Here is a 20,291-nt window from a genome sequence, read left to right on the forward strand (position 1 = left end):
CCGCCCCCATCATGGCCGACCACCTGTTCGTCTACTTCCGCATCGCCGAGCGTGACGCTGCCGCTGCCCTGCCGCGCTGGCAGCGTTGGCTCGAGACCGTGGAAGAAGCGACCGGCGTGGCGGGCGCGTTGATGCGCCGCCCCGAAACACGCGACGGCCAGGCCACCTGGATGGAGTCTTACGACGACGTCCCGCCCGCATTTGCTGCCACGCTGGCGGCGCTGTGGGAAACCGGCGGCCCGCGCGAATTCGTTGCGGGTGAACGCCACGCAGAGCTGTTTGTCGATCTGGAAAACAGCTGACGGCGCCCTGCCGCAATCCTCATCGCAAAAATCCGGCAGGCTGCTATGCTTGGCCGAAGCCCGCGCGACACAGGTCGTCACATTGACCATGGGTCGTTCGTTGCGCGGCATGTTCAAAGGAAGTGCTCATGTGTTTGATTCTCACGGCCTGGCACGCCCACCCCGCCTACGCGCTGGTGGTGGCCGCCAACCGGGACGAATTCTATGACCGTCCCGCCGCGCCCTTGGCGTGGTGGAGCGACGCGCCCAATGTGCTGGCCGGGCGTGACATGGCCCAAGTGGTCGGTCACGCAGGCACGTGGATGGGCATGACGCGCGACGGCCGCTTTGCCGCGCTGACGAATTACCGCGCGCCGTCCGAGCGCCGGCCCGATGCACGCTCGCGCGGCGAACTTGTCTCCAATTTCCTGATGGCGGACGACATGTCGGTGCCCGCGTATCTCGACAGCCTCACTGCACGCGACCGCGCCTACAACGGCTACAATCTGCTGACCGCCACGCGCGACGAACTCTGGTGGACGAGCAACCGCGCCGAAGCGCCCCGCAAGCTCGCGCCGGGCCTCTACGGGCTGTCCAACGCATTGCTCGATACGCCGTGGTTCAAGGTGCGGCATCGCATGGCCGCCTTTGCCGAAGCGCTGGCCGCAGATACGGGCCGGCACGGCAACGCGCTGGACGTGGCGCGCTATCTCGATCTGCTGTCGGAAACGCGCGAAGCACCGACCGGCGCCCTGCCCGCCACCGGCGTGGCGCCCGAGTGGGAGAAGCTGCTTTCCGCCGCCTTCATCCGCTCGCCGCGCTACGGCACGCGTGCCAGCACCATCCTGCGCATCCGCCACGACGGCTGCTTCGACGTGACCGAACGCCGCTTCGACGCCCAGGGCCAGATTGGCGAGACCCGCTACCTCGGCGTGCTCGATACCGTCACGCACGCCGATACGTAAGCGCTGGGCCGCTCAGGCTGCTTCTTGCCCAGCGCGGGTGGCCTGATCCACTTCCATTTCGGTGATGGCCGCGCCGCCCGGGCGCAACGCCGAATGTTCGCGCTCGGACTGCACCAGCGGATAGAACATCTGCGCCGTCCACGGCTCGGCACCGAACAGCACGTCGTCCTGCAGACCAATCTTCGCGGGATATTTGCGCGTGATATGCGCGGTGCCGAACAGCACATCCCAGAAGAACAGCAGGTTGCCGAAATTGCCCTTGTAGTGGCCGATGCCGTCGGCGTTGGTGAGTGCGTGATGCGCCCAGTGCGTGGCGGGCGTGGAAATCGTCCGCTCGATTACCCACATCAGCGGGCGCAGCACGCGAATGCGGTACAGCGGCGCATCCCAGGGCCAGGCGCAATGCGCGCCAACAATGACGGTGAGCTTGACGACCAAGTACGCGGCATAGACGGGCCCAAAGCCCAGGTACACGGCCACGCCGCCAATCCACAGCCCCGGCATCATCAGGTAGTAGAAGAAGTTGTTGCGGTACGTCACGCGCACGCTCATGTACGACGCGCTGTGGTGCGCACGGTGCAGCGGCCACAGCAGCGGTGTGTGCGAGGCGCGGTGCCAGAGGTATTGCGTCAGGTCATCGCCAATGAGCAGCAACCCGGTCATCGCCCACCAGGGCAGATCGGCCCAGGCGTTGTGCTGCGCCGGAATGAGCCACTTGCACAATGCGTTACTGCCCAGCAGCGCGATCGGCTGCGTGACGGCGACAAGGCTGATGAACATCAGCGCTTCCAGCCAGGCATCGTTGGCGGTGGCGCGGCCGCGCACGTTGGCTTGATAGCGCCGCGTCACGAATTCCATGGCGGCAAATCCGAGGATGCAGGCGGCAATCAGCGCGTGCTCCATGTGCGAACTCATTGGTGTCTCCTCGCTTTTGTTGCGCAGACAAGCCTAGGAGTGCCACATCAATGCGTCCAATGCATAATGGACATCCGTTCAATGCGTAGGACGCAACGTCATGGATTTGCGACGCCTCAGCCACGTGGTGGCCCTTGCCGACACGCTGCACTTTGCGCGGGCTGCGCAGGCGGTGCATCTGAGCCAGCCCGCATTCAGCCGCAGCATCCAGGCGATCGAGGAGGATCTCGGCATCCGCCTGTTTGATCGCGAGACCGGCGACGTGCGTCCCACACCGGCCGGCGAATTCGTCATCGAACGTGCACGGCGCCTGTTGTTCGAAGCGCGCTGCCTGCAACGCGATGTCGGTCTGTATCGCGACAGCCAGCTCGGCGACACGGCGTTCGGCGTCGGGCCGCTCCTGACGGCCACGCTGATGCCGCAAGCGCTGCAGGAACTGCGGCAGCAGCATCCCCAGGTTGCTCTGCGCATGGAAGTCGGCAATTGGGTGCAACTGCTGGAGAGCCTGCGCAGCGAGAGCATCGAGTTCTTCGCCGCCGACGTGCGCGACATGCCGAAAGACGCCGCGCTGGATATCCAACCGATCGGCGGCCAGCCCCCTCACCTCTACGTGCGGGCCGGCCACCCGCTGGCGGGGCACACGCACACGCTGCGCGAGGTCTGGGAATACGGCATTGCCGTACCGAAGCTCCTGAGCCCGTCGAAGGTGGAGCTGGCGATGCTGCTTGGGTTACCGGCAGGCCAGGAAGCCAGCATCGCGCTGGAATGCGACAACTACGGCGTGCTGAAGACGGTGGCGCTCACGACGGACACCGTGCTCGGTGCCACGGACGCAGCGGTGCGGGAGGAGCTAGAAACCGGCGCACTGGTGCGGCTGGCGGTGAAGGGTTGGCTGTCGCCGCCGTCAACCACGGGGATTGTGCGTCTGCACGGCAGGACCGCGTCGCCGGCAGCGCAGGCGGCCATCGCAGCCATTGTGCGGGCCGCCCACGGCATCAACGTGTAAGCACGCGGCGCATGGTCCGGTGCGGAATGCCGGCCTCCTCGAACTCCTCGCCCTCGGCCGTAAAGCCCGCGCGCACGTAGAACGGCATGGCGTGCGTTTGCGCATTCAGGATCAATTCGGGGTAGCCAAGCGACTGCGCCTTGTCGATCAGGGCCTCCAGCACGCGCGCCCCCACGCCCGTGCCCCGCGCCTCCTTGCGCACCGCCATGCGGCCGATATGGCCGTCGGGCAACAGGCGGCCCGTGGCGACGGCACGCCCGGCCGTGTCGTGTGCAAGCGCGTGCCAGCACTGGTCATCCCATTCATCCCATTCCAGTTCAACAGGCACGCCTTGTTCGGTGACGAACACGTCGTAGCGAATGGCGCGCGCTTCTTCGCGCACGGCGTCCCAGCGGGCAACTTCAACACCGGCAAGCGGGCGGACAGATTCAGGGGCAGTCATGCTCAGTTCTCACACTTCAGGCTTCAGGACTTCGAAATTGAGGATGCGCTCGCGCAGCGTGTCAGGGATCGGCGCGGAGGTCTGCGTGGCAGGGTCGGCACACACGTAGATGACTTCGCCGGTCACGAGGTGTTCGTCTGCGCGATACATCTCGATGATAAAGCGGATGCTGGAGCGGCCCAGACGCGCCACGCGGCAGCGCAGGTCCAACTCGTCGTCAAAGCGCGCGGAGGCGTGGTATTCGAGGGTGGATTTGACCACGTAGAAATCCACGCCGAAGGTGTCGACCACATCGACCGGATACCGCACGCCGATGCTGCGCCAGTATTCGGTGATGCACACATCGGCGTACAGCAGGTAGTGCCCGTTGAAGACGATGCTCTGCGCATCGACTTCGGCCCAGCGTACGCGCAGGGGTGTGCTGTGGCGGAAATCCTCGATCGCCATGCGGTCTCCTTTCTTGCTCTCGTCAGGGGGATTCGGTCTCGGTGCCGAAGGCGCGGCGTAGCGCGTTGGCGGCGTCGCGGTGTGCGTCTTCCACAGCCGGCACGAAGCGCCCGATCTTGAAGAAGTCGTGAATCATGCCTTCGTACAGTTTCAGCTCGACTGGCACCTCCGCCGCGCGCAGCTTGTTGGCGTAGCCGATGCCGGCATCGCGGATCGGATCGAAGCCCGCCACCGCAATCCACGCGGGGCATACGCCGGTCACGTCCGCACCGTGGCCGCCTGCATCGAGCGGGGCGAAACGCCAGTCGTCGCGGTCGGCATCGCTGCGCAGGTATTGCGAGAAGAACCAGCGGATCATCTCGTGCGTCAGCAGGTAGCCCTCGGCAAACTCGCGGTGCGACGGCGTGGATTCGCGTGCGGTGGTGCCCGGATAGATCAGCAGTTGCAGCACAGGCGCCAGGCCGCGATTGTGTGCCTCGATGGCAGTCACGGCCGCCAAGGTTCCGCCAGCGCTGTCGCCGCCGAACGCGATGCGCGCCGGGTCGGCGCCGATGGTGGCGGCTTCGTCGAACACCCACTGCAGCACGTCGAACGCGTCGTTCACTGCGGTCGGGAATTTCCACTCGGGCCCAAGCCGGTAGTCCACCGACAACACCATCGCGCCCGATTTGGCCGCCAGCGACCGGCAAAGCTGGTCATGCGTCTTGATGCTGCCCACGGTAAAACCGCCGCCGTGGAAATACACCAGCAACGGCAGCGGATCGGCCCAGCTGGCTTCACGCGCCGCGTACGTGCGGATGGGAATGGCATGGCCGTCGCGCGCCGGCACCGTCAGGTCGTGCACGGCCTCCAGCGGGATGGCCGGGATATCGACGATGGGGCTGCTTTTTTCGTAGGCGATCTTGGCGTCGGCTGGGTCAAGGGCGTTCAGCGGCGGACGCTTGGCACGCGCCACCAGATCGAGCAACTGGGCAACGTGCGGGTCGAGAGATGGGTGCTGCATGCGGGGCGGGAACTGAACGATCGTTCTAATTTGGCTATCATCGGAGTATCCATTGAACCACGCCCGCGCGACAAGACGGGCGACGCAGGCAAACACCCTCCGGAGACAGCATGGCCCTCATCTTTTACCTCACCCACGTTCACCTCGGTTTCGGCACCGTCAACGAACTGAAAAGCGAATGCGCACGCGTCGGCATCCGCCGGCCGATGATCGTGACCGACAAGGGCGTGGCCGCCGCAGGACTCGCACAGCGCGCCATTGACGCCACGGGCGGCTTGCCCGTCACCGTGTTCGACGAAACGCCTTCCAACCCGACCGAGGCGATGGTGCTGAAGGCCACCGCGCAGTACAAGGATGCTGGCTGCGACGGGCTGATCGCCATTGGCGGCGGTTCGTCGATTGACCTGGCCAAGGGCATCGCCATTGCGGCCACGCACCCGGAACCGCTTACCACCTACGCGACCATCGAGGGCGGCAGCACGAAGATCACGGAAGCGGCGGCGCCGCTGATTGCGATTCCCACCACGGCCGGCACCGGCAGCGAGGTGGCGCGCGGCGCGATCATCATCCTGGAAGACGGCCGCAAGCTCGGTTTCCACTCGTGGCATCTGCTGCCCAAATCGGCCATCTGCGATGCGGAACTGACGCTGGGCCTGCCGCCCGCGCTGACGGCCGCCACCGGCATGGACGCGATCGCGCACTGCATCGAGACCTTCCTGGCGCCGGCGTTCAACCCGCCTGCGGACGGCATCGCCCTGGATGGTTTGGAGCGCGCATGGGCCAACATCGAACGTGCCACGCGCGATGGCGCTGACCGCGATGCGCGCCTGAACATGATGAGCGCGTCGATGCAGGGCGCGATGGCGTTTCAGAAGGGCTTGGGGTGCGTGCATTCGTTGTCGCACCCGCTGGGCGGCGTGAAGGTCGACGGCAAGACGGGGCTGCATCATGGCACGCTGAATGCCGTGGTACTGCCTGCGGTGCTGCGCTTCAACGAAACGGCCGAGACGGTGGTGCGCGACAACCGCTACGCCCGCATGCGCCGCGTGATGAACCTGCCGGCGGGCGCTGACCTCGCCCAGGCCGTGCATGACCTGACGGCGCGCCTGGGCCTGCCGACCGGCCTGCGTCAGATGGGTGTGCCCGAAGATGCGCTGGAACACGTCGTGGAAGGCGCCCTGCTCGACCACTGCCACAAGACCAACCCGCGCATCGCCACGGCGGACGACTACCGCCGCATGCTGGCGGAATCGATGTAACGCGGGCGGGTCAGGAAACGAACGACCGGATCAGCGCCGCAATGCGCTCCGGTTGTTCGTGCACGACCCAGTGCGTGCCGTCGGGAATGCGCTCCAGGCGTATGTCCGGAATGAAGCGTTCCAGCCCGTTGAGCAGGCTTTTCGGCAGCGCCATGTCCATCTCGCCCCAGATCACGAGCGTGGGCACCTTCACGACGAACGCCTCGGGCGGCATCTGGTCGATGCGCAGCGGCGCCGTGCCCTCCGCGGGCGGGTGCAGCGGCGAGGCGCGGTAATAGTTCACGCCGCCTGTCAGGCCATGCGAGCCGCCTTCGCCCGGCTGGCTCCAGGCCGCGTGATAGCGCGCCCGCACCTCGGGCGTGAACCAGTCGGCCACGGGCTGGCCCATGCCGCTGAAGAAGCCTTCGAGCTTTTCGAAGTCGTTGGCGGCCAGCGCCTGCTCCGAGCCTGGCTGGCGCAACCAGTTCATATACGCCGATGAAGCCTGCTGCGCCGGATCGCTCAGCAGCGCATTCGCAAACACCCAAGGATGCGGCGAATTGACGATCACCAGCCGCTCGACCAACTCGGGATGCTGAATGGCGAGGTTCCAGCAGATCGCCCCACCCCAGTCATGCGCGACCACAATCGCACGCTCATAGCCCAGCGCCGCGATGAACTGCGTCAGATCCTGCACCAGCAGTTTCGGGCGATACGCATCCACCGCAGCCGGCTTGCTCGATAGGTTGTAGCCGCGCATGTCGGGCGCCACGGCGAAGTGCGTGTCGCCAAACGCAGCCAGTTGGGCTTCCCACTCGTACCAGAACTCCGGAAAGCCGTGCACGAACAGCATCAGCGGCGCGCCACGCTTGCCGGCGCTGGCGTAATGCAGCCGCGTGCCGTTGGGCAGATCGGCGAATTGCGATTCCGTGATGGCGGCAGCCGTTGCAGTGTTCATGGCGATCCCGGCGTTGTGGCAGTCGTGGAGGTGGAGTTACCCGCGCAGCGCATCGACCAGACGCGCGCGCACGTCCGGCTTGCCTTCAAACGGATCGGACGGATTGCGCTGCGAGATGATGTCTTCAAAGCGATGCTGCACAGGCGCCAGCGCGTGCGGATGCGAATAGATGTAGAAGCCCGCGTTGCGGATCGCATCGAAGGTCATCTGGCCGACCTGCTCGGCGGTGACCTTGCCGGAGCTGACCGCCTTTTCCGACATGGCGCGCGAAACGAGCTGCGACTTGGTGGGCGGCGCCGTGTTCGCCAGATCCTGCGGACGATTGCGGTCAGACTGCGTGATGCCAGTCGGCACGAAGTACGGGCACAGCACCGAGCAATGGATCTGTTCGGTGACCAGGCTCAAGTCCTGGTACAGCGATTCGGACAGCGCCACCACCGCGTGCTTTGACACGTTATAGATGCCCATGGCCGGCGCATTCAGCAGCCCCGCCATCGACGCCGTATTGACGATATGGCCCTCGTACGACGGATCTTTCTTGGCGGCTTCGAGCATCAGCGGGGTGAAGATGCGGACGCCGTGGATCACGCCGTGCAGGTTCACGCCGAGCACCCAGTCCCAGTCGCGCTCGGTGTTCTCCCAGATCAGGCCGCCCGCACCCACGCCGGCGTTGTTGAACAGCAGGTTGACCTTGCCGAATGTCTTGATGGCGAGGTCCGCCAGCGCCTGCACGTCTTCCACCTTCGACACGTCGACGCGCAAGCCGATCACTTCCACGCCCTGCGCCGAGAACTCCGCCACGGCGGCATCCAGCGCATCCTGCTGGATATCGGCCAGCACCAGCTTCATGCCCAACCCGGCACCGATCTTGGCGAATTCCTTGCCGAAACCCGACGCACCGCCCGTGATGACGGCCACACCGCCTGCGAATTGCTTCATACGTGTCTCACTGATGTCGTTGTAGTAGGAAAGGCGATCGAGATGGGAGGCGTATCAGCCTGCCGCTTCGACCTTGCGCACGGCATAACCCACGCGCGGAAAATGCACCACCACCTGGCCGACGCGCGGGTCCTCCCGCAGCACGCCGACGCTGTCGCGCGTGGAGACGACGAGGTCTCCTTCGACCGGGTCGACGCCGTAGTCGACTGCCGCCACCGTCACGCGCGTGCCTTTGGGCAGGCCGTGGCTGTCGTCGAAGGTGGCCTTCGCTTCAGGTTCCGTCAGCGCATGCGGCGTGGCGGCCTTAGCAATGTCCAGCGCCTCGGCCGACGTCATCGGTTGCGCTTGCGAGTGGCCGAACGCAGCAACGCGATGCATCCACGCCACGACTTCGGGGTGCGCATCGAGAATGCCCGCCACCGCCGTCGCGCGGCGGATGAACCACAGGCAGTGGTAGACGGAAAAGTCGGCCACGGTCGGCTGCTCGCCAAACAGGAAGATGCGTTCGCCGGTCGCCAGTTGCCGCTCCAATTGCGCGAGGAAGACCTGCAGCGTTGAGGTGGCTTCCGGCAGCGGCGTGCGCAAGCCGGTACCGCCCACGCGCATCGCCTTGCGGTCTTCCACAAAGGCTTTGACGAACGCCTCTGGCGCGTCGCCGAACAGGCTTTGGAAGCCCGCCGGCTGCGTCACGAATGTCGCCGTCGCCCAGAACAGCGTCGTATCGGCCCACTGCGCCATCGAAAACACCGCTGCGGCATGGTCTGCGGGATACAGCGTCGGCGCAGGATGAATCGACTCCAGCACCTGCGCGATCAGCGCGGTGTCGCAGTAGATGTCCGCGCCGATCTGCAGGAACGGTGTGCGCCGGTAGCCGCCAGTGAGCGGCATTACGTCCGGCTTGGGCAGGATCACGGGCACCGTGACGGACTTCCACGGCTGGTCCTTGTAGCCGAGGATCAAACGCACCTTCTCAGAAAACGGCGAGGTGGCGTAGTGATGCAGGATCAGGTCCGTCATGCGGGCTCCAGAAATGTGCGTTGCCGATCAGTCGAGCAGATCGGGTTGTTCTTTGACGATGCGCGCATACAGCGGCTGGAACTGGAACCACCCCGCCTGCGCCGATCCGACGATTGAATACGCCTGGCGGGCAGCGGCATCGGAAATCGTGCGCGGTGCGTCGCCCGTGCGGGCGGCAGCGGCTTCGGCCAGCAACTGCACCTGGCAAGAGCGCTCCATCGTGATGAACCACCACGCGGCCTCGTCGACCGTCTTGCCGACCGTCAGCAGGCCGTGGTTCTGCAGGATGGCGGCCTTGTTGTCGCCGAGCGCTTCTGCAATGCGCTGGCCTTCGTCCAGCTCGACCACCACGCCGCCGAAATCGTCGTACACGGCGTGGTCTTCGTAGAACGCGCAGACGTCCTGCGTAAGCGGATCGAGCTTGCGGCCGAGTGTCGACCACGCGCGGCCATACGTGCTGTGCGAGTGCGCAGCGGCCACCGCATCGGGCCGTGCCTGATGCACGCGCGAGTGAATCGCAAACGCGGCGGCGTTGACCGGGTAATCGCCTTCCACCACGTTGCCGTGGTGATCGCAGCGGATCAGGTTCGACACCGTCACCTGGCTGAAATGCACGCCGAACGGGTTGACCCAGAAGCTGTCCTGATGCTCCGGATCGCGCGCCGTGATGTGCCCGGCCACGCCTTCGTCGAAACCGAATTTGGAGAACAAACGAAACGCCGCAGCCAGACGTTGCTTGCGATGCAGACGCTCTTCGGCCACGGTGGCAAATTGCGGCGGACGCGGCAGGTTGCGATAGCGGGCAGCGGCCTCGGGGCTGAGGCTGGCGGCCATGCTGTCGGGCCGCTTGGCTTGCGTGGTTTCAGGTGCGTTCATGGTGTCTCCTTCACGCGTTTGTTGTGGGTGAGGCCATTCTGTGGCGGCCCTCGCCCAGCGGACTGTCAAGCGATTGACAGTCCGCGTGCGGCTCAGCTCAAACCAGCTTGACGAGCTGCTTGCCGAAGTTCTTGCCTTTGAGCAGGCCCATGAATGCTTCCGGTGCGCTCGCCAGGCCCTGCGCCACGCTCTCGCGGAACTTCAGCTTGCCCTGCGCCACGAAGCCGCCCAGCTCGCGCAGTGCTTCTGGCCACACGTCCATGTGCTCGGAGACGATGAAGCCCTCGATGGTCAGGCGCGACACCAGGATCAGCTGCGGGTTCTGCAGCGGCAGCGGCTGACCGTCGTAGCCGGCGATCATGCCGCACATGGCGATGCGGCCGAACGCGTTCATGCGCGAGAGCACCGCATCCAGAATGGAGCCGCCGACGTTCTCGAAGTACGAATCGATGCCGTCAGGCGTGGCCTCCTTGAGCATCTTGTACAGCTCCTTCGGGTCCTTGGCGGCCTTGTAGTCGATGCAGGCATCAAAGCCGAGTTCGTTGACCACGTAATCGCACTTGTCCTTGCCGCCGGCAAAGCCCACCACGCGGCAGCCTTTGAGCTTGGCGAGCTGGCCGACCACGCTGCCCACGGCGCCCGAAGCGGCGCTTACCGCCACGGTCTGGCCGGGCTTCGGATGCATGATCTTGTTCAGGCCGTACCACGCCGTCACGCCCGGCATACCGACCGAACCGAGATACGCCGACAGCGGAATGTGGCGCGTATCGACCTTCTGAATGCCGCGCCCGTCGGACACGCCCACTTCCTGCCAGCCGAACATGCCGACCACCGCATCGCCCACGGCAAACGACGGGTTCTTGGACGCTTCCACCACGCCCACCGTGCCGCCGATCATCACTTCATCCAGCGGCTGCGGTTGCGCGTACGACTTGCTGTCGTTCATGCGGCCGCGCATGTACGGATCGAGCGACAGGAAATGGTTGCGCACCAGCACCTGGCCGTCCTGCAGCTCGGGGAGGTCCACCGTCTCCAGGCGGAAATTGTCGGGCGTCACGGCCCCTTGCGGGCGCGAAGCCAGAACGATGCGCTGATAGGTCTTCGACATGAAAAACGCTCCTGAATATCGGATATCGGTGTTGGGTCGGGTTGTTACTTGTGTTGCATGAAGTACTCGGCCAGCGCCGCATAGGCGCGATGCGTGACCGGATCATTGGCAGCATTGGCAGCGACCGGGTGCGAGGCATAGCGCACGATCGTCATCTGGGCCACCGGATCAATATAGATGCGCTGGCCATGGATGCCGCGCGCTTCGAACGTGTGGTGGTCATTGCCCGAAACCCACCACATGTTGCGATACGAATAGCCGGGGAGCGTCGCGTAGCCTGCCTTGGCAAACTTGGCCGGGTCGCCGCCGCGGCGAATGTCGTCGATCACGCTCTTGGGCAGGATCTGCTTGCCGTTGAAGCGGCCGTCGTTACGGATCATCTCGCCAAAGCGCGCCAGGTCGCGCAGCGTGGTGTTCAGGCCACCGCCTCCCGATTCCGTACCGATGCTGTCGACTGAGAAGTACGCATCGTCCTGTGCGCCCATCGGCTGCCAGATGCGCTCGGACAGCAGCGCTGCCAGCGATTTGTTCGACGCACGGCGCACGATCCAGGCCAGCGTTTCAGCGTTGACGGTCTTGTACGAGAACTCCGCGTCGTGCTCGCCTTCCTTGCGCAGCGTCGTCAGGTAGTCGTAGAAATTGTCCGGGCCCTTGTAGCCGGCCGGACGTGGCAGCATGCCGCCGGCGCGGGCGTAGGCCCAGACATCGGCGTTCGGGTCGGCATAGTTTTCGGAGTAACGCACGCCCACGGTCATGTCCATGACCTGGCGGACGGTGGCGTCGCCGTAGGCGGTGTCCTTCAGCTCCGGTACGTATTGCGTCACGGGCGCGGCCGGATCGAGCTTGCCGTCCGCCACCAGCATGGCGGCCAGCGTGCCGACAAACGATTTCGTGACCGACATGGCGATGTGCTGCGTATGCGCATCGAGCGCGCCAAAGTAGCGCTCGTAGATCACCTTGCCCTTGTGCATGACGAGAATGCCGTCGGTGTAGGTCAGCTTGAGCGCCTCGGCAAACGTACGGCGCGTGCCGTTAGGATCCGTAAACAGCACGCCGCTGATATCGCGCTCCGCACGCGGCAGCTTGCTGACCGGGCCGTCGCCATGCCAGACCACGCGCGTCGGCACGAACTCGCGCACGTGGCTGTAGCCGTAGCGCGTGCGCGGGAACATGTTGCCCGCTAGGTCAAAACGGATCGTGCGATCGGGCGGCGGTGGGAAGCCCTGCATCCAGCCCATCTTGTTCGGGTCGGATTCGTCGGCCGTCAACGGCTTCTGCATCGGCGGTGTCGGTGCAGGCGGCGCCTGCACCGTGGTTTTCGTGTCAGCGGCCGGCGCGGCAGCAGGCGCGGAGCTGGAGGCGCATCCTTCCAAGGTCATGATCAGTCCGGTGCAGCAAAGCAGAGTGACGGCAAGGGCGGACGCCGTCCGCCGCGCAGGTTGTTGCATGGTTGTCTCCGTGGTTGCTCTTCTTGTGTGCCGGACGCTGTCCGGTGTGCAACTGGGTACTTGGTCGGGTACTGCAACTGCGGTGTTGACGTGTCAGCCGTCCGCACCGGGTTCAGGCGTGCGCGGCGGCGGCATGCGCTTGACGAACTTGAACGTGCCCGAGCTGCGTGCGACGAGCTTGTCATCTGCATCGCGCACCTCGCCTTCGCAGAACGCCATGGTCGTGGACTGATGCACGCAACGCGCACTCGCCTTGAGGGTGCCGCGGCCGGGCTGCATGAACGCCGTCTTCATCTCGATCGTCACCACGCCGCGGCCATGCACGTCGGCCGAGCGCCCGGCCATGGCCATGGCGACGTCGAGCATCGTCATGGTTACGCCGCCGTGGGCCATTTCCCAGCTGTTCATGTGCTGCGCTTCGAGGGTGAGTTCGACCACGCCCTCGCCGTCGGCCACCTTCAGGCAGCGCATGCCGAGCAGCTTCAGGAAAGGAATGTCGATCGGAAAACCGTTGTTGTCTGCGTTCATGCTGCGTCAGAAAGAGTGAGAAGCAGCCGAAATTAGACCACGCTCACGCCGCCGTCGACGGCGAGAATCTGGCCGGTGATGTGCTTGGATGCATCCGATGCGAACAGCGCGGCCACGCCTTTCAGGTCTTCATCGTCGCCAATGCGGTGCAGCGGGGATTTTTCGGTCAGCTTGTCCACGCCGAGCTTTTCCAGCGAGCCGCGCGTCATCTTCGAGGGGAAGAAGCCCGGCGCAATGGCGTTGACGGTGATGTTGTGCTCGCCCCACTCGCCCGCCAGCGCGCGCGTGAAGTTGACCACCGCGCCCTTGCTGGTGTTGTACGCAATCGTGTCCAGCGAGCCCGGCGGATTGCCCTTCAGGCCGGCAATCGATGCCACGTTGACGATCTTTCCGTACTTGCGCGGGATCATCGAACGCTTGCCGATCTGCTGCGTGAGCAGGAACAGGCCGCGGATGTTCAGGTTCATCACCTTGTCCCACGCTTCGACTGGGTGGTCTTCTGCCGGTGCGCCCCACGTCGCGCCCGCGTTGTTGACGAGGATGTCGACGTGGCCGAGCTTGGCCAGCGCCTCATCGGCCAGGCGCTGGATGTCGGCTTCGACGGCGCCGTCGGCGGCAATCCAGTCGGCCTCGATGCCGAGCGACTTCAGGTGCGCCTGCGCCTCCTTCAGCTCATCGGCCTTGCGGGCAGACAAGACGATGCGCGCGCCCTGCTCGCCCAGCGCTTCGGCGATCTGCAGGCCAAGCCCGCGCGAGCCGCCGGTGATCAGCGCCGTCTTGCCGGAAAGATCGAAGAGGTGTTTCAGCGTACCCATGGTGTCTCCAGTGTCGTTGTCGTAGTTAGAACCAGGCGTCCTGCATGTCCAGCGTGGTCGTGTCGAGCGAGCCCAGCAGCACGATCTGCGGGTCGATCTTCGGCAGTTCCCACTGGAAGAAATAGCGTGCGGCCTGCAGCTTGCCGCGGTAGAAATCGGCGTCTTCGCCTTGTGCGTTCGGCAATGCCTTGGCGGCGGCCAGCGCCTGCTCCAGCCAGATCCACGCGACGACCACGTGGCCGAACGCTTCCAGATAGACGGAGGCATTCGCCAGCGTCACGCGCGGGTCGCCGGCGGCCCACAGCGTCTGCGTGACCTTGGCCAGTTTCTGCGTCGCCATGCCAAGCGCGCGGCCGTAGCCGACCAACGTTTCGTCGTCGGTTTCCAACGCACGGCCGACGGTGGCCTGCACGCGCTCACCCAGTGCGGCGAAGGCGGCGCCGTCCTGCATCACGACCTTGCGGCCCAGCAGGTCCAGGCCCTGGATGCCGTGCGTGCCTTCGTGAATCGGGTTCAGGCGGTTGTCGCGGTAAAACTGTTCGACGTTATATTCGCGCGTGTAGCCGTAACCGCCGTGCACCTGGATCGCCAGGCTGTTGGCCTCCAGGCACCACTGCGACGGCCAGCTCTTGGCAATCGGCGTCAGGATGTCGAGCAGCAGACCGAGTTCGGCGCGTTTGGCCGCGTCGGTTTCACCGCGCTCCTCATCGACGAGCTTGGCGCAATACAGGTTCAGGCCGAGCGCGCCTTCCACGTAGGCCTTTTGTGCCAGCAGCATGCGACGCACGTCTGCGTGATCGACGATGCGGACCTGCGCAGACGCGGCATCCTTGCCCGACGGCCCGACCGGACGCCCCTGCGGGCGATTGCGCGCGTAGTCCACCGCATGCAGGTAACCGGTGTAGCCGAGCATCGTCGCGCCCATGCCGACGCCGATGCGCGCCTCGTTCATCATGTGGAACATGCATGCGAGGCCCTTGTGCGGCTCGCCGACGAGGTAGCCGATGGCGCCGGCCCGCGGCTGCCCATCTGCGCCCTTCGGTCGGAACTGCATGCCTTCGCCAAAGTTCAGCAGGCAGTTGGTCGTGCCGCGATAGCCCATCTTGTGGTTCAGGCCGGCCAGGACCACGTCATTTCGCTCGCCGAGCGAACCATCCGCATTGACGAGGAACTTCGGCACGATGAAGAGCGAAATGCCCTTCACGCCGGGAATCAGCTTGCCATCCGGCCCAGGAATCTTCGCCAGCACAAGGTGGACGATGTTCTCCGACAGTTCATGTTCACCGGCAGAGATCCACATCTTGTTGCCGGTCAAACGGTACTGCGCGCCGAGCGGCGATTCGCCTTCGTATTCAGCGCGCGTGACGATGTCCGACAACGACGAACCGGCCTGCGGCTCCGACAGGCACATCGTGCCGTAGAAGCGGCCTTCCATCTCTGGCTGTACAAACGTTTCGATCTGCGCGGGCGTGCCATGCGCGAGCAGCAGATTCGCGTTGCCGATGGTGAGGAACGGGTAGGAGCTGGTGCCGACGTTGGCGGCCTTGAAGAAACCGAAACCGGCTTTCTCGACCACGGTCGGCAGCTGCATGCCGCCGCGTTCGAAGTCCTGCCCGGCTGCCATCAAGCCCGCCTTGTTGAAGGCGTCCAGCGCGACCTTCACCTCCGGAATGATGTGGACCTTGTTGCCGTCGAAGTGCGGTTCTTCTTGGTCGTTTTTCTTGTTATGCGGAGCAAACAGATCCGTTGCGATCCGCTCGCAGGTGTCGAGTGCGGCGTCGAAGGTTTCGCGGGAGTGGTCTGCGTAACGCGGAATACGCGTGAGCGATTCGACGTTGAGCCATTCGTAGAGCAGGAAGCTGAGGTCGCGGCGGGATAGCAGTTTCGAGGACATGATGTTGGTCGTGCATCCGGTGTTTCGTGCCCTGCTCGAGCGAGGGCTTTGGGTCAATCCCTTGTTTCGTGCCCTGTGGGCCCGACTCACTTTCTTTGTCTTGCCAAAGAAAGTAAGCAAAGAAAGGCGCGCCCGAGATGGCGAAAGATTCCTTGAATTTCCGTAACCGGGCGGAGACGGGAAAAACTCGCTTCGCTCAGACAGTTTCCCGTCTTCTTTCCGCCCGCTTACGAAAATTCAAGGCGCCATCTAGGGCAGGAACAGCCAAACCGTGTGCGTGCATGGGCTGACACTGAAATCAGCGCTGCCAGAAACAAAACAGGCTCCCGTTTTGAGCGGGAGCCTGTCTGTTTAGAGCACCTCGAACAGGCCGGCTGCGCCTTGGCCGCCGCCGATGCACATGGTCACGACCACGTACTTGACGCCGCGACGCTTGCCTTCGATCAGCGCGTGGCCGACCAGGCGCGCACCCGACACGCCGTACGGGTGGCCCACGGCGATGGCGCCGCCGTTGACGTTCAGGCGGTCCATCGGGATGCCCAGCTTGTCAGCGCAATACAGCACTTGCACGGCAAACGCTTCATTCAGTTCCCACAGGCCGATGTCTTCCACCTTCAGGCCGGCCTTCTTCAGCAGCTTGGGCACGGCAAAGACGGGGCCGATGCCCATTTCGTCCGGCTCGCAACCGGCCACGGCAAAGCCGCGGAACACGCCCAGCGGCTGCAGGCCCTTGGCGGCGGCCACCTTGCCATTCATCACCACGGCAGCGGATGCGCCGTCGGAGAATTGGCTGGCGTTGCCGGCGGTGATCACGCCGCCGGGCATGGCCGTGCGGATCTTCGACACGCCTTCGAGCGTGGTGTCAGCGCGGATGCCTTCGTCTGCCGAGATCGTGACTTCGCGCGTCATGAGCTGGCCGGTCTTGGCATCGGCCACGCCCATCACCGTGGTCATCGGGACGATTTCGTCGTTGAACTTGCCGGCCGCAGCAGCAGCGGCTGCACGCTGCTGGCTTTGCACGCCGTATTCGTCCATGCGCTCCTTGGCGATGTTGTAGCGCTTGGCGACGTTCTCGGCGGTCTGCAGCATGCTCCAGTAGATTTCCGGCTTGTGCTTGTTGAGCCAGCCTTCGGTCATCATGTGGCGGTTCATCTCCTGCTGCACGCACGAGATGGATTCCACACCGCCAGCCACGAAGATGTCGCCTTCCTCGGCAATCACGCGCTGCGCGGCCATGGCGATGGTCTGCAGGCCCGACGAGCAGAAGCGGTTGACGGTCGCGCCCGGCACCGTCACGGGGCAGCCGGCACGCAGGGCGATCTGGCGGGCGATGTTGGCGCCCGTCGCGCCTTCCGGATTCGCACAGCCCATCAGGATGTCTTCCACTTCGCCCGGCTCGATCTTGGCGCGCTCGATGGCGTGCTGAACCGCATGGCCGCCCAGCGTGGCGCCATGCGTCATGTTGAAGGCGCCCTTCCAGCTCTTGGCCAGGCCGGTACGTGCGGTGGAAACGATGACTGCTTCGGTCATGGTGTTGCTCCTCGTATCTGGTGGCGGGCGCGGCTCCGGCAGCGCCCGATGTATTCCGTTATCCGTTCAAGACTGTGTGCGACTGCAACCGCGCGATGCCCGCATTCGTCATGCGCTGCCACGCCTGCGCCAGCGAACCGTTGAGGTCGATCGCGCGGCAGGCATCCTCGATGACAGCGACGTCCAGCCCCGCAGCACGCGCATCCAGCGCCGACCATGCCACGCAAAAATCCGTGGCAAGGCCAACGCAGAACACGCGCTTGACCCCAAGCTCGCGCAGGTAGCCCAGCAGCCCCGTCGGCGTTTTGCGATCCGCTTCAAAGAATGCGGAGTAGCTGTCGATGTGCGGGTGATAGCCCTTGCGGACGATCAACTGCGCGTGCGGCACGTCCAGCCCATCGGCCAGCGCGGCGCCCGTGCTGTGCTGCACACAATGCACCGGCCACAGCACCTGCTGCCCATATGGCAGGTCGATCATGCTGAACGGCTGCGTGCCAGGGTGGTTGGCCGCGAACGACACGTGCTCGGCCGGGTGCCAGTCCTGCGTCAGCACAGTACGACCAACGGGCCCGAATGCCTTGGCGAGCCGGTTGACGACGGGGATGACCTGGTCGCCGTTCGGCACGGCCAGCGCACCGCCGGGCAGAAAATCATTCTGCACGTCGATGATCAGCAGGCAATCGGTGGACGTCAGTTGCATGGTGGTTCAGTCGCGTGAGTCGATTGATTCGCCCTTCATTCAGCCGTTAAAGCCCTTGCCTTCATCGGCCAGCTTCTGCAGCAGCGGGGCAACCTTCCACGCTTCACCGTGGTAGCCCTTGCTGTAGCGGTGCATGGCTTGTGCGACGTTGTACAGGCCGACCGTGTCTGCGTAGAGCATCGGGCCACCGCGGAACAGCGGGAAGCCGTAGCCGGTCAGGTAGACCATGTCGATGTCGGAAGCCTTGGAGGCAATGCCCTCTTCCAGGATCTTCGCGCCTTCGTTGACCAGCGCGAACACCAGACGCTCGACAATCTCTTCGTCCGAAATCTTGCGGCGGGTGATGCCCAGATCCTTCGAGTGCTGGACGATCATGTCGTTGACCTGCTGGTTCGGATACGGCTTGCGGTCACCCGCCTTGTAGTCGTACCAGCCGCCGCCGGTCTTTTGGCCGAAGCGGCCCATCTCGCACAGCAGGTCGGCCGTCTTCGAATAGACGATGTCCGGTTTGTCCACGGCGCGGCGCTTGCGGATGGCCCAGCCGATGTCGTTGCCGGCCAGGTCGCCCATGCGGAACGGGCCCATGGCAAAGCCGAACTTTTCGATGGCCTTGTCGACCTGCTCGGGCAGCGCGCCTTCGTCCAGCAGGTAGCCGGCCTGGCGGCTGTATTGCTCGATCATGCGGTTGCCGATGAAGCCGTCGCACACGCCGGAAACGACCGCCGTCTTCTTGATGGCCTTGGCCAGCTTCATGACGGTGGCCAGCACGTCCTTGGCGGTGTCCTTGCCGCGCACAACTTCCAGCAGCTTCATCACGTTGGCCGGGCTGAAGAAGTGCATGCCGACCACGTCTTGCGGGCGCTTGGTGAAGCTGGCGATCTTGTCGACGTCCAGCGTGGAGGTGTTCGACGCCAGGATCGCGCCCTGCTTGACGACTTCATCCAGTTTCTTGAACACGACTTCCTTGACGCCCATTTCTTCAAAGACGGCCTCGATGACGAGGTCGGCGTCCTTGATGTCGTCGTAAGACAGCGTCGGGGTCAGCAGGGCCATGCGCTGCTCGACCTTCTCTTGCGTGAGCTTGCCCTTCTTGGCGCTGTTCTCGTAGTTCTTGCGGATGGTGGCGACGCCGCGGTCCAACGCTTCCTGCTTGGTCTCCAGGATCGTTACCGGAATGCCGGCGTTCAGGAAGTTCATCGAGATGCCGCCGCCCATGGTGCCGGCGCCGATCACGGCAACCTTCTCCACCTTGCGCACCGGCGTGTCTTCCGGCACGTCCGGAATCTTGCTCGCAGCGCGTTCGCCAAAGAAGGCGTGGCGCAGTGCGCGCGACTCGCTCGTGTTCACCAGTTCGATGAACAGGTCGCGCTCAAACTTGATGCCGTCGTCAAAGCGCTTTTCCACAGCGGCCTGCACGGCGTCAACGCACTTGCCCGGCGCCGGGAAATTCTTGGCGACGGCCGCGACGGTGTTACGCGCGAATTGCAGGAAACCTTGCGGGTTGTCGTGCTCGACCTTGCGATCGCGCAGCTTCGGCAGCTTGCCCTCGGCCGCGGCCTTCAGTGCGAAATCGATGGCGCCGGCCATCAGGTCGCCTTCGATCATCTGGTCGAACAGGCCGCTCTTGGCCAGCTTTTCCGACGGGATGGCGTTGCCGGAAACGATCATGTTCAGCGCCGGCTCCAGGCCGATGGCGCGCGGCAGACGTTGCGTGCCGCCTGCGCCCGGCAGGATGCCCAGCTTCACTTCCGGCAGCGCGATCTGCGCGCCCGGTGCGGCCACGCGGAAATGGCAGCCCATCGCCAGTTCCAGCCCACCGCCCATCGCCACCGAATGGATGGCCGCCACGACCGGCTTGCTGCTCGACTCGACTGCCTTGATGACAGCGTGCAGCGTCGGCTCTTGCGTGGCCTTGGGGGTGTTGAACTCGCGGATATCGGCGCCGCCCGAGAAGGCCTTGCCCGCACCGGTGATGACGATGGCCTTGACGTTGGCGTCGTCGCCCGCTTTCACCATGCCTTCAACGATGCCCAGGCGCGTGGAGTGGCCAAGGCCGTTGACGGGCGGGTTGCTGAGCGTGATGACGGCAACGCCGTCCTGGACCTTGTACTCCGCAGTCATGCTGGTTCCTTTGGTGATGCGAGGGCCGGCAGATCAGGCGCACCGTGCCTCGCGGTTGAA

20 protein-coding genes are annotated in these 20,291 nt (G+C 64.7%); 4 read left to right on the plus strand and 16 right to left on the minus strand.

Going from position 1 to position 20,291, the window contains the following annotated elements:
- The first annotated feature begins 11 nt into the window (after positions 1 to 11).
- Both R2669_RS05285 and R2669_RS05290 read left to right on the plus strand, forming a co-directional pair.
- Positions 12 to 302: a DUF4936 family protein gene (locus R2669_RS05285; protein ID WP_027681436.1), complete on the plus strand. Its 291-nt coding sequence runs from the start codon at positions 12 to 14 to the stop codon at positions 300 to 302.
- 128 nt (positions 303 to 430) lie between these two features.
- On the plus strand, positions 431 to 1,246 hold the full coding sequence (locus tag R2669_RS05290) for an NRDE family protein (RefSeq protein WP_147214121.1): 816 nt from the start codon (positions 431 to 433) through the stop codon (positions 1,244 to 1,246).
- Between the two features lie 12 nt (positions 1,247 to 1,258).
- On the opposite strand, the gene R2669_RS05295 is transcribed toward R2669_RS05290, so the two are convergent.
- Positions 1,259 to 2,161 carry a sterol desaturase family protein gene (locus R2669_RS05295; RefSeq protein WP_316899116.1) on the minus strand — a complete coding sequence of 301 codons (903 nt, stop codon included), beginning with the start codon at positions 2,159 to 2,161 and terminating at the stop codon, positions 1,259 to 1,261.
- 100 nt (positions 2,162 to 2,261) lie between these two features.
- On the opposite strand from R2669_RS05295, the gene R2669_RS05300 reads away from it, so the two are divergent.
- Entirely contained in the window at positions 2,262 to 3,167 is a 906-nt protein-coding gene (locus R2669_RS05300) for a LysR family transcriptional regulator (RefSeq protein WP_316899118.1), read from the plus strand.
- Here the strand turns inward: R2669_RS05300 and R2669_RS05305 are convergent.
- From R2669_RS05305 to R2669_RS05315, 3 genes are read right to left on the minus strand one after another with little or no spacing between them, the layout of a single operon-like run.
- The gene (locus tag R2669_RS05305) at positions 3,157 to 3,609 is read right to left on the minus strand and encodes a GNAT family N-acetyltransferase (protein ID WP_232042840.1); all 453 of its coding nucleotides are present in this window, start codon (positions 3,607 to 3,609) and stop codon (positions 3,157 to 3,159) included. The two genes, R2669_RS05300 and R2669_RS05305, sit on opposite strands and share 11 nt — an antisense overlap.
- Before the next feature lie 9 nt (positions 3,610 to 3,618).
- A complete protein-coding gene (locus R2669_RS05310; RefSeq protein ID WP_102067238.1) occupies positions 3,619 to 4,056 on the minus strand; it encodes an acyl-CoA thioesterase in 438 nt (145 codons plus the stop codon).
- Positions 4,057 to 4,078: 22 nt separating this feature from the next.
- A complete protein-coding gene (locus R2669_RS05315) occupies positions 4,079 to 5,059 on the minus strand; it encodes an alpha/beta hydrolase (RefSeq protein ID WP_316887858.1) in 981 nt (326 codons plus the stop codon).
- Positions 5,060 to 5,169: 110 nt separating this feature from the next.
- Here R2669_RS05315 and R2669_RS05320 point away from each other — a divergent pair, with 110 nt between their 5' ends.
- Positions 5,170 to 6,318, plus strand: a complete 1,149-nt coding sequence (locus R2669_RS05320) for an iron-containing alcohol dehydrogenase (RefSeq protein WP_024975654.1) — start codon at positions 5,170 to 5,172, stop codon at positions 6,316 to 6,318.
- A 10-nt stretch (positions 6,319 to 6,328) separates the two neighbouring features.
- Here R2669_RS05320 and R2669_RS05325 read toward each other — a convergent pair whose 3' ends face one another.
- From R2669_RS05325 to R2669_RS05380, 12 genes are all read right to left on the minus strand, one after another.
- On the minus strand, positions 6,329 to 7,255 hold the full coding sequence (locus R2669_RS05325; protein WP_316899120.1) for an alpha/beta fold hydrolase: 927 nt from the start codon (positions 7,253 to 7,255) through the stop codon (positions 6,329 to 6,331).
- 36 nt (positions 7,256 to 7,291) lie between these two features.
- Positions 7,292 to 8,194: an SDR family oxidoreductase gene (locus R2669_RS05330; protein WP_147214115.1), complete on the minus strand. Its 903-nt coding sequence runs from the start codon at positions 8,192 to 8,194 to the stop codon at positions 7,292 to 7,294.
- Between the two features lie 54 nt (positions 8,195 to 8,248).
- Complete coding sequence (locus R2669_RS05335; RefSeq protein ID WP_316876042.1) at positions 8,249 to 9,211, minus strand: glutathione S-transferase family protein; 963 nt, start codon at positions 9,209 to 9,211, stop codon at positions 8,249 to 8,251.
- Positions 9,212 to 9,238: 27 nt separating this feature from the next.
- Positions 9,239 to 10,087 carry a class II aldolase/adducin family protein gene (locus R2669_RS05340; RefSeq protein WP_147214114.1) on the minus strand — a complete coding sequence of 283 codons (849 nt, stop codon included), beginning with the start codon at positions 10,085 to 10,087 and terminating at the stop codon, positions 9,239 to 9,241.
- A gap of 97 nt (positions 10,088 to 10,184) precedes the next feature.
- Positions 10,185 to 11,195, minus strand: coding sequence for an NADP-dependent oxidoreductase (locus R2669_RS05345; protein WP_316899121.1), 1,011 nt, complete (start codon positions 11,193 to 11,195; stop codon positions 10,185 to 10,187).
- Between the two features lie 44 nt (positions 11,196 to 11,239).
- Positions 11,240 to 12,643: a serine hydrolase domain-containing protein gene (locus R2669_RS05350; protein WP_027681423.1), complete on the minus strand. Its 1,404-nt coding sequence runs from the start codon at positions 12,641 to 12,643 to the stop codon at positions 11,240 to 11,242.
- 93 nt (positions 12,644 to 12,736) lie between these two features.
- Positions 12,737 to 13,171 (minus strand): PaaI family thioesterase, encoded by a 435-nt coding sequence (locus tag R2669_RS05355; protein WP_316899123.1) that lies wholly within the window; start codon positions 13,169 to 13,171, stop codon positions 12,737 to 12,739.
- Positions 13,172 to 13,203: 32 nt separating this feature from the next.
- Entirely contained in the window at positions 13,204 to 13,986 is a 783-nt protein-coding gene (locus R2669_RS05360) for an SDR family oxidoreductase (protein WP_012762008.1), read from the minus strand.
- 25 nt (positions 13,987 to 14,011) lie between these two features.
- On the minus strand, positions 14,012 to 15,880 hold the full coding sequence (locus R2669_RS05365) for an acyl-CoA dehydrogenase (RefSeq protein ID WP_316899125.1): 1,869 nt from the start codon (positions 15,878 to 15,880) through the stop codon (positions 14,012 to 14,014).
- 351 nt (positions 15,881 to 16,231) lie between these two features.
- Complete coding sequence (locus R2669_RS05370; protein WP_316899127.1) at positions 16,232 to 17,410, minus strand: acetyl-CoA C-acyltransferase; 1,179 nt, start codon at positions 17,408 to 17,410, stop codon at positions 16,232 to 16,234.
- Positions 17,411 to 17,468: 58 nt separating this feature from the next.
- On the minus strand, positions 17,469 to 18,110 hold the full coding sequence (gene pncA / locus R2669_RS05375) for a bifunctional nicotinamidase/pyrazinamidase (RefSeq protein ID WP_316899129.1): 642 nt from the start codon (positions 18,108 to 18,110) through the stop codon (positions 17,469 to 17,471).
- Positions 18,111 to 18,149: 39 nt separating this feature from the next.
- Positions 18,150 to 20,231, minus strand: a complete 2,082-nt coding sequence (locus R2669_RS05380; RefSeq protein WP_316876034.1) for a 3-hydroxyacyl-CoA dehydrogenase NAD-binding domain-containing protein — start codon at positions 20,229 to 20,231, stop codon at positions 18,150 to 18,152.
- Positions 20,232 to 20,291 lie beyond the last annotated feature (60 nt).

Source organism: Ralstonia edaphi (assembly GCF_958350185.1).
GTDB classification, from domain to species: Bacteria; Pseudomonadota; Gammaproteobacteria; order Burkholderiales; family Burkholderiaceae; genus Ralstonia; species Ralstonia edaphi.

Coding starts and splice junctions, on each gene's coding strand:
- R2669_RS05285 (WP_027681436.1), top strand. CDS start 12: ATGGCCGACCACCTGTTCGTCTACTTCCGCATCGCCGAGCGTGACGCT.
- R2669_RS05290 (WP_147214121.1), top strand. CDS start 431: ATGTGTTTGATTCTCACGGCCTGGCACGCCCACCCCGCCTACGCGCTG.
- R2669_RS05295 (WP_316899116.1), bottom strand. CDS start 2,161: ATGAGTTCGCACATGGAGCACGCGCTGATTGCCGCCTGCATCCTCGGA.
- R2669_RS05300 (WP_316899118.1), top strand. CDS start 2,262: ATGGATTTGCGACGCCTCAGCCACGTGGTGGCCCTTGCCGACACGCTG.
- R2669_RS05305 (WP_232042840.1), bottom strand. CDS start 3,609: ATGACTGCCCCTGAATCTGTCCGCCCGCTTGCCGGTGTTGAAGTTGCC.
- R2669_RS05310 (WP_102067238.1), bottom strand. CDS start 4,056: ATGGCGATCGAGGATTTCCGCCACAGCACACCCCTGCGCGTACGCTGG.
- R2669_RS05315 (WP_316887858.1), bottom strand. CDS start 5,059: ATGCAGCACCCATCTCTCGACCCGCACGTTGCCCAGTTGCTCGATCTG.
- R2669_RS05320 (WP_024975654.1), top strand. CDS start 5,170: ATGGCCCTCATCTTTTACCTCACCCACGTTCACCTCGGTTTCGGCACC.
- R2669_RS05325 (WP_316899120.1), bottom strand. CDS start 7,255: ATGAACACTGCAACGGCTGCCGCCATCACGGAATCGCAATTCGCCGAT.
- R2669_RS05330 (WP_147214115.1), bottom strand. CDS start 8,194: ATGAAGCAATTCGCAGGCGGTGTGGCCGTCATCACGGGCGGTGCGTCG.
- R2669_RS05335 (WP_316876042.1), bottom strand. CDS start 9,211: ATGACGGACCTGATCCTGCATCACTACGCCACCTCGCCGTTTTCTGAG.
- R2669_RS05340 (WP_147214114.1), bottom strand. CDS start 10,087: ATGAACGCACCTGAAACCACGCAAGCCAAGCGGCCCGACAGCATGGCC.
- R2669_RS05345 (WP_316899121.1), bottom strand. CDS start 11,195: ATGTCGAAGACCTATCAGCGCATCGTTCTGGCTTCGCGCCCGCAAGGG.
- R2669_RS05350 (WP_027681423.1), bottom strand. CDS start 12,643: ATGCAACAACCTGCGCGGCGGACGGCGTCCGCCCTTGCCGTCACTCTG.
- R2669_RS05355 (WP_316899123.1), bottom strand. CDS start 13,171: ATGAACGCAGACAACAACGGTTTTCCGATCGACATTCCTTTCCTGAAG.
- R2669_RS05360 (WP_012762008.1), bottom strand. CDS start 13,986: ATGGGTACGCTGAAACACCTCTTCGATCTTTCCGGCAAGACGGCGCTG.
- R2669_RS05365 (WP_316899125.1), bottom strand. CDS start 15,880: ATGTCCTCGAAACTGCTATCCCGCCGCGACCTCAGCTTCCTGCTCTAC.
- R2669_RS05370 (WP_316899127.1), bottom strand. CDS start 17,410: ATGACCGAAGCAGTCATCGTTTCCACCGCACGTACCGGCCTGGCCAAG.
- pncA (WP_316899129.1), bottom strand. CDS start 18,110: ATGCAACTGACGTCCACCGATTGCCTGCTGATCATCGACGTGCAGAAT.
- R2669_RS05380 (WP_316876034.1), bottom strand. CDS start 20,231: ATGACTGCGGAGTACAAGGTCCAGGACGGCGTTGCCGTCATCACGCTC.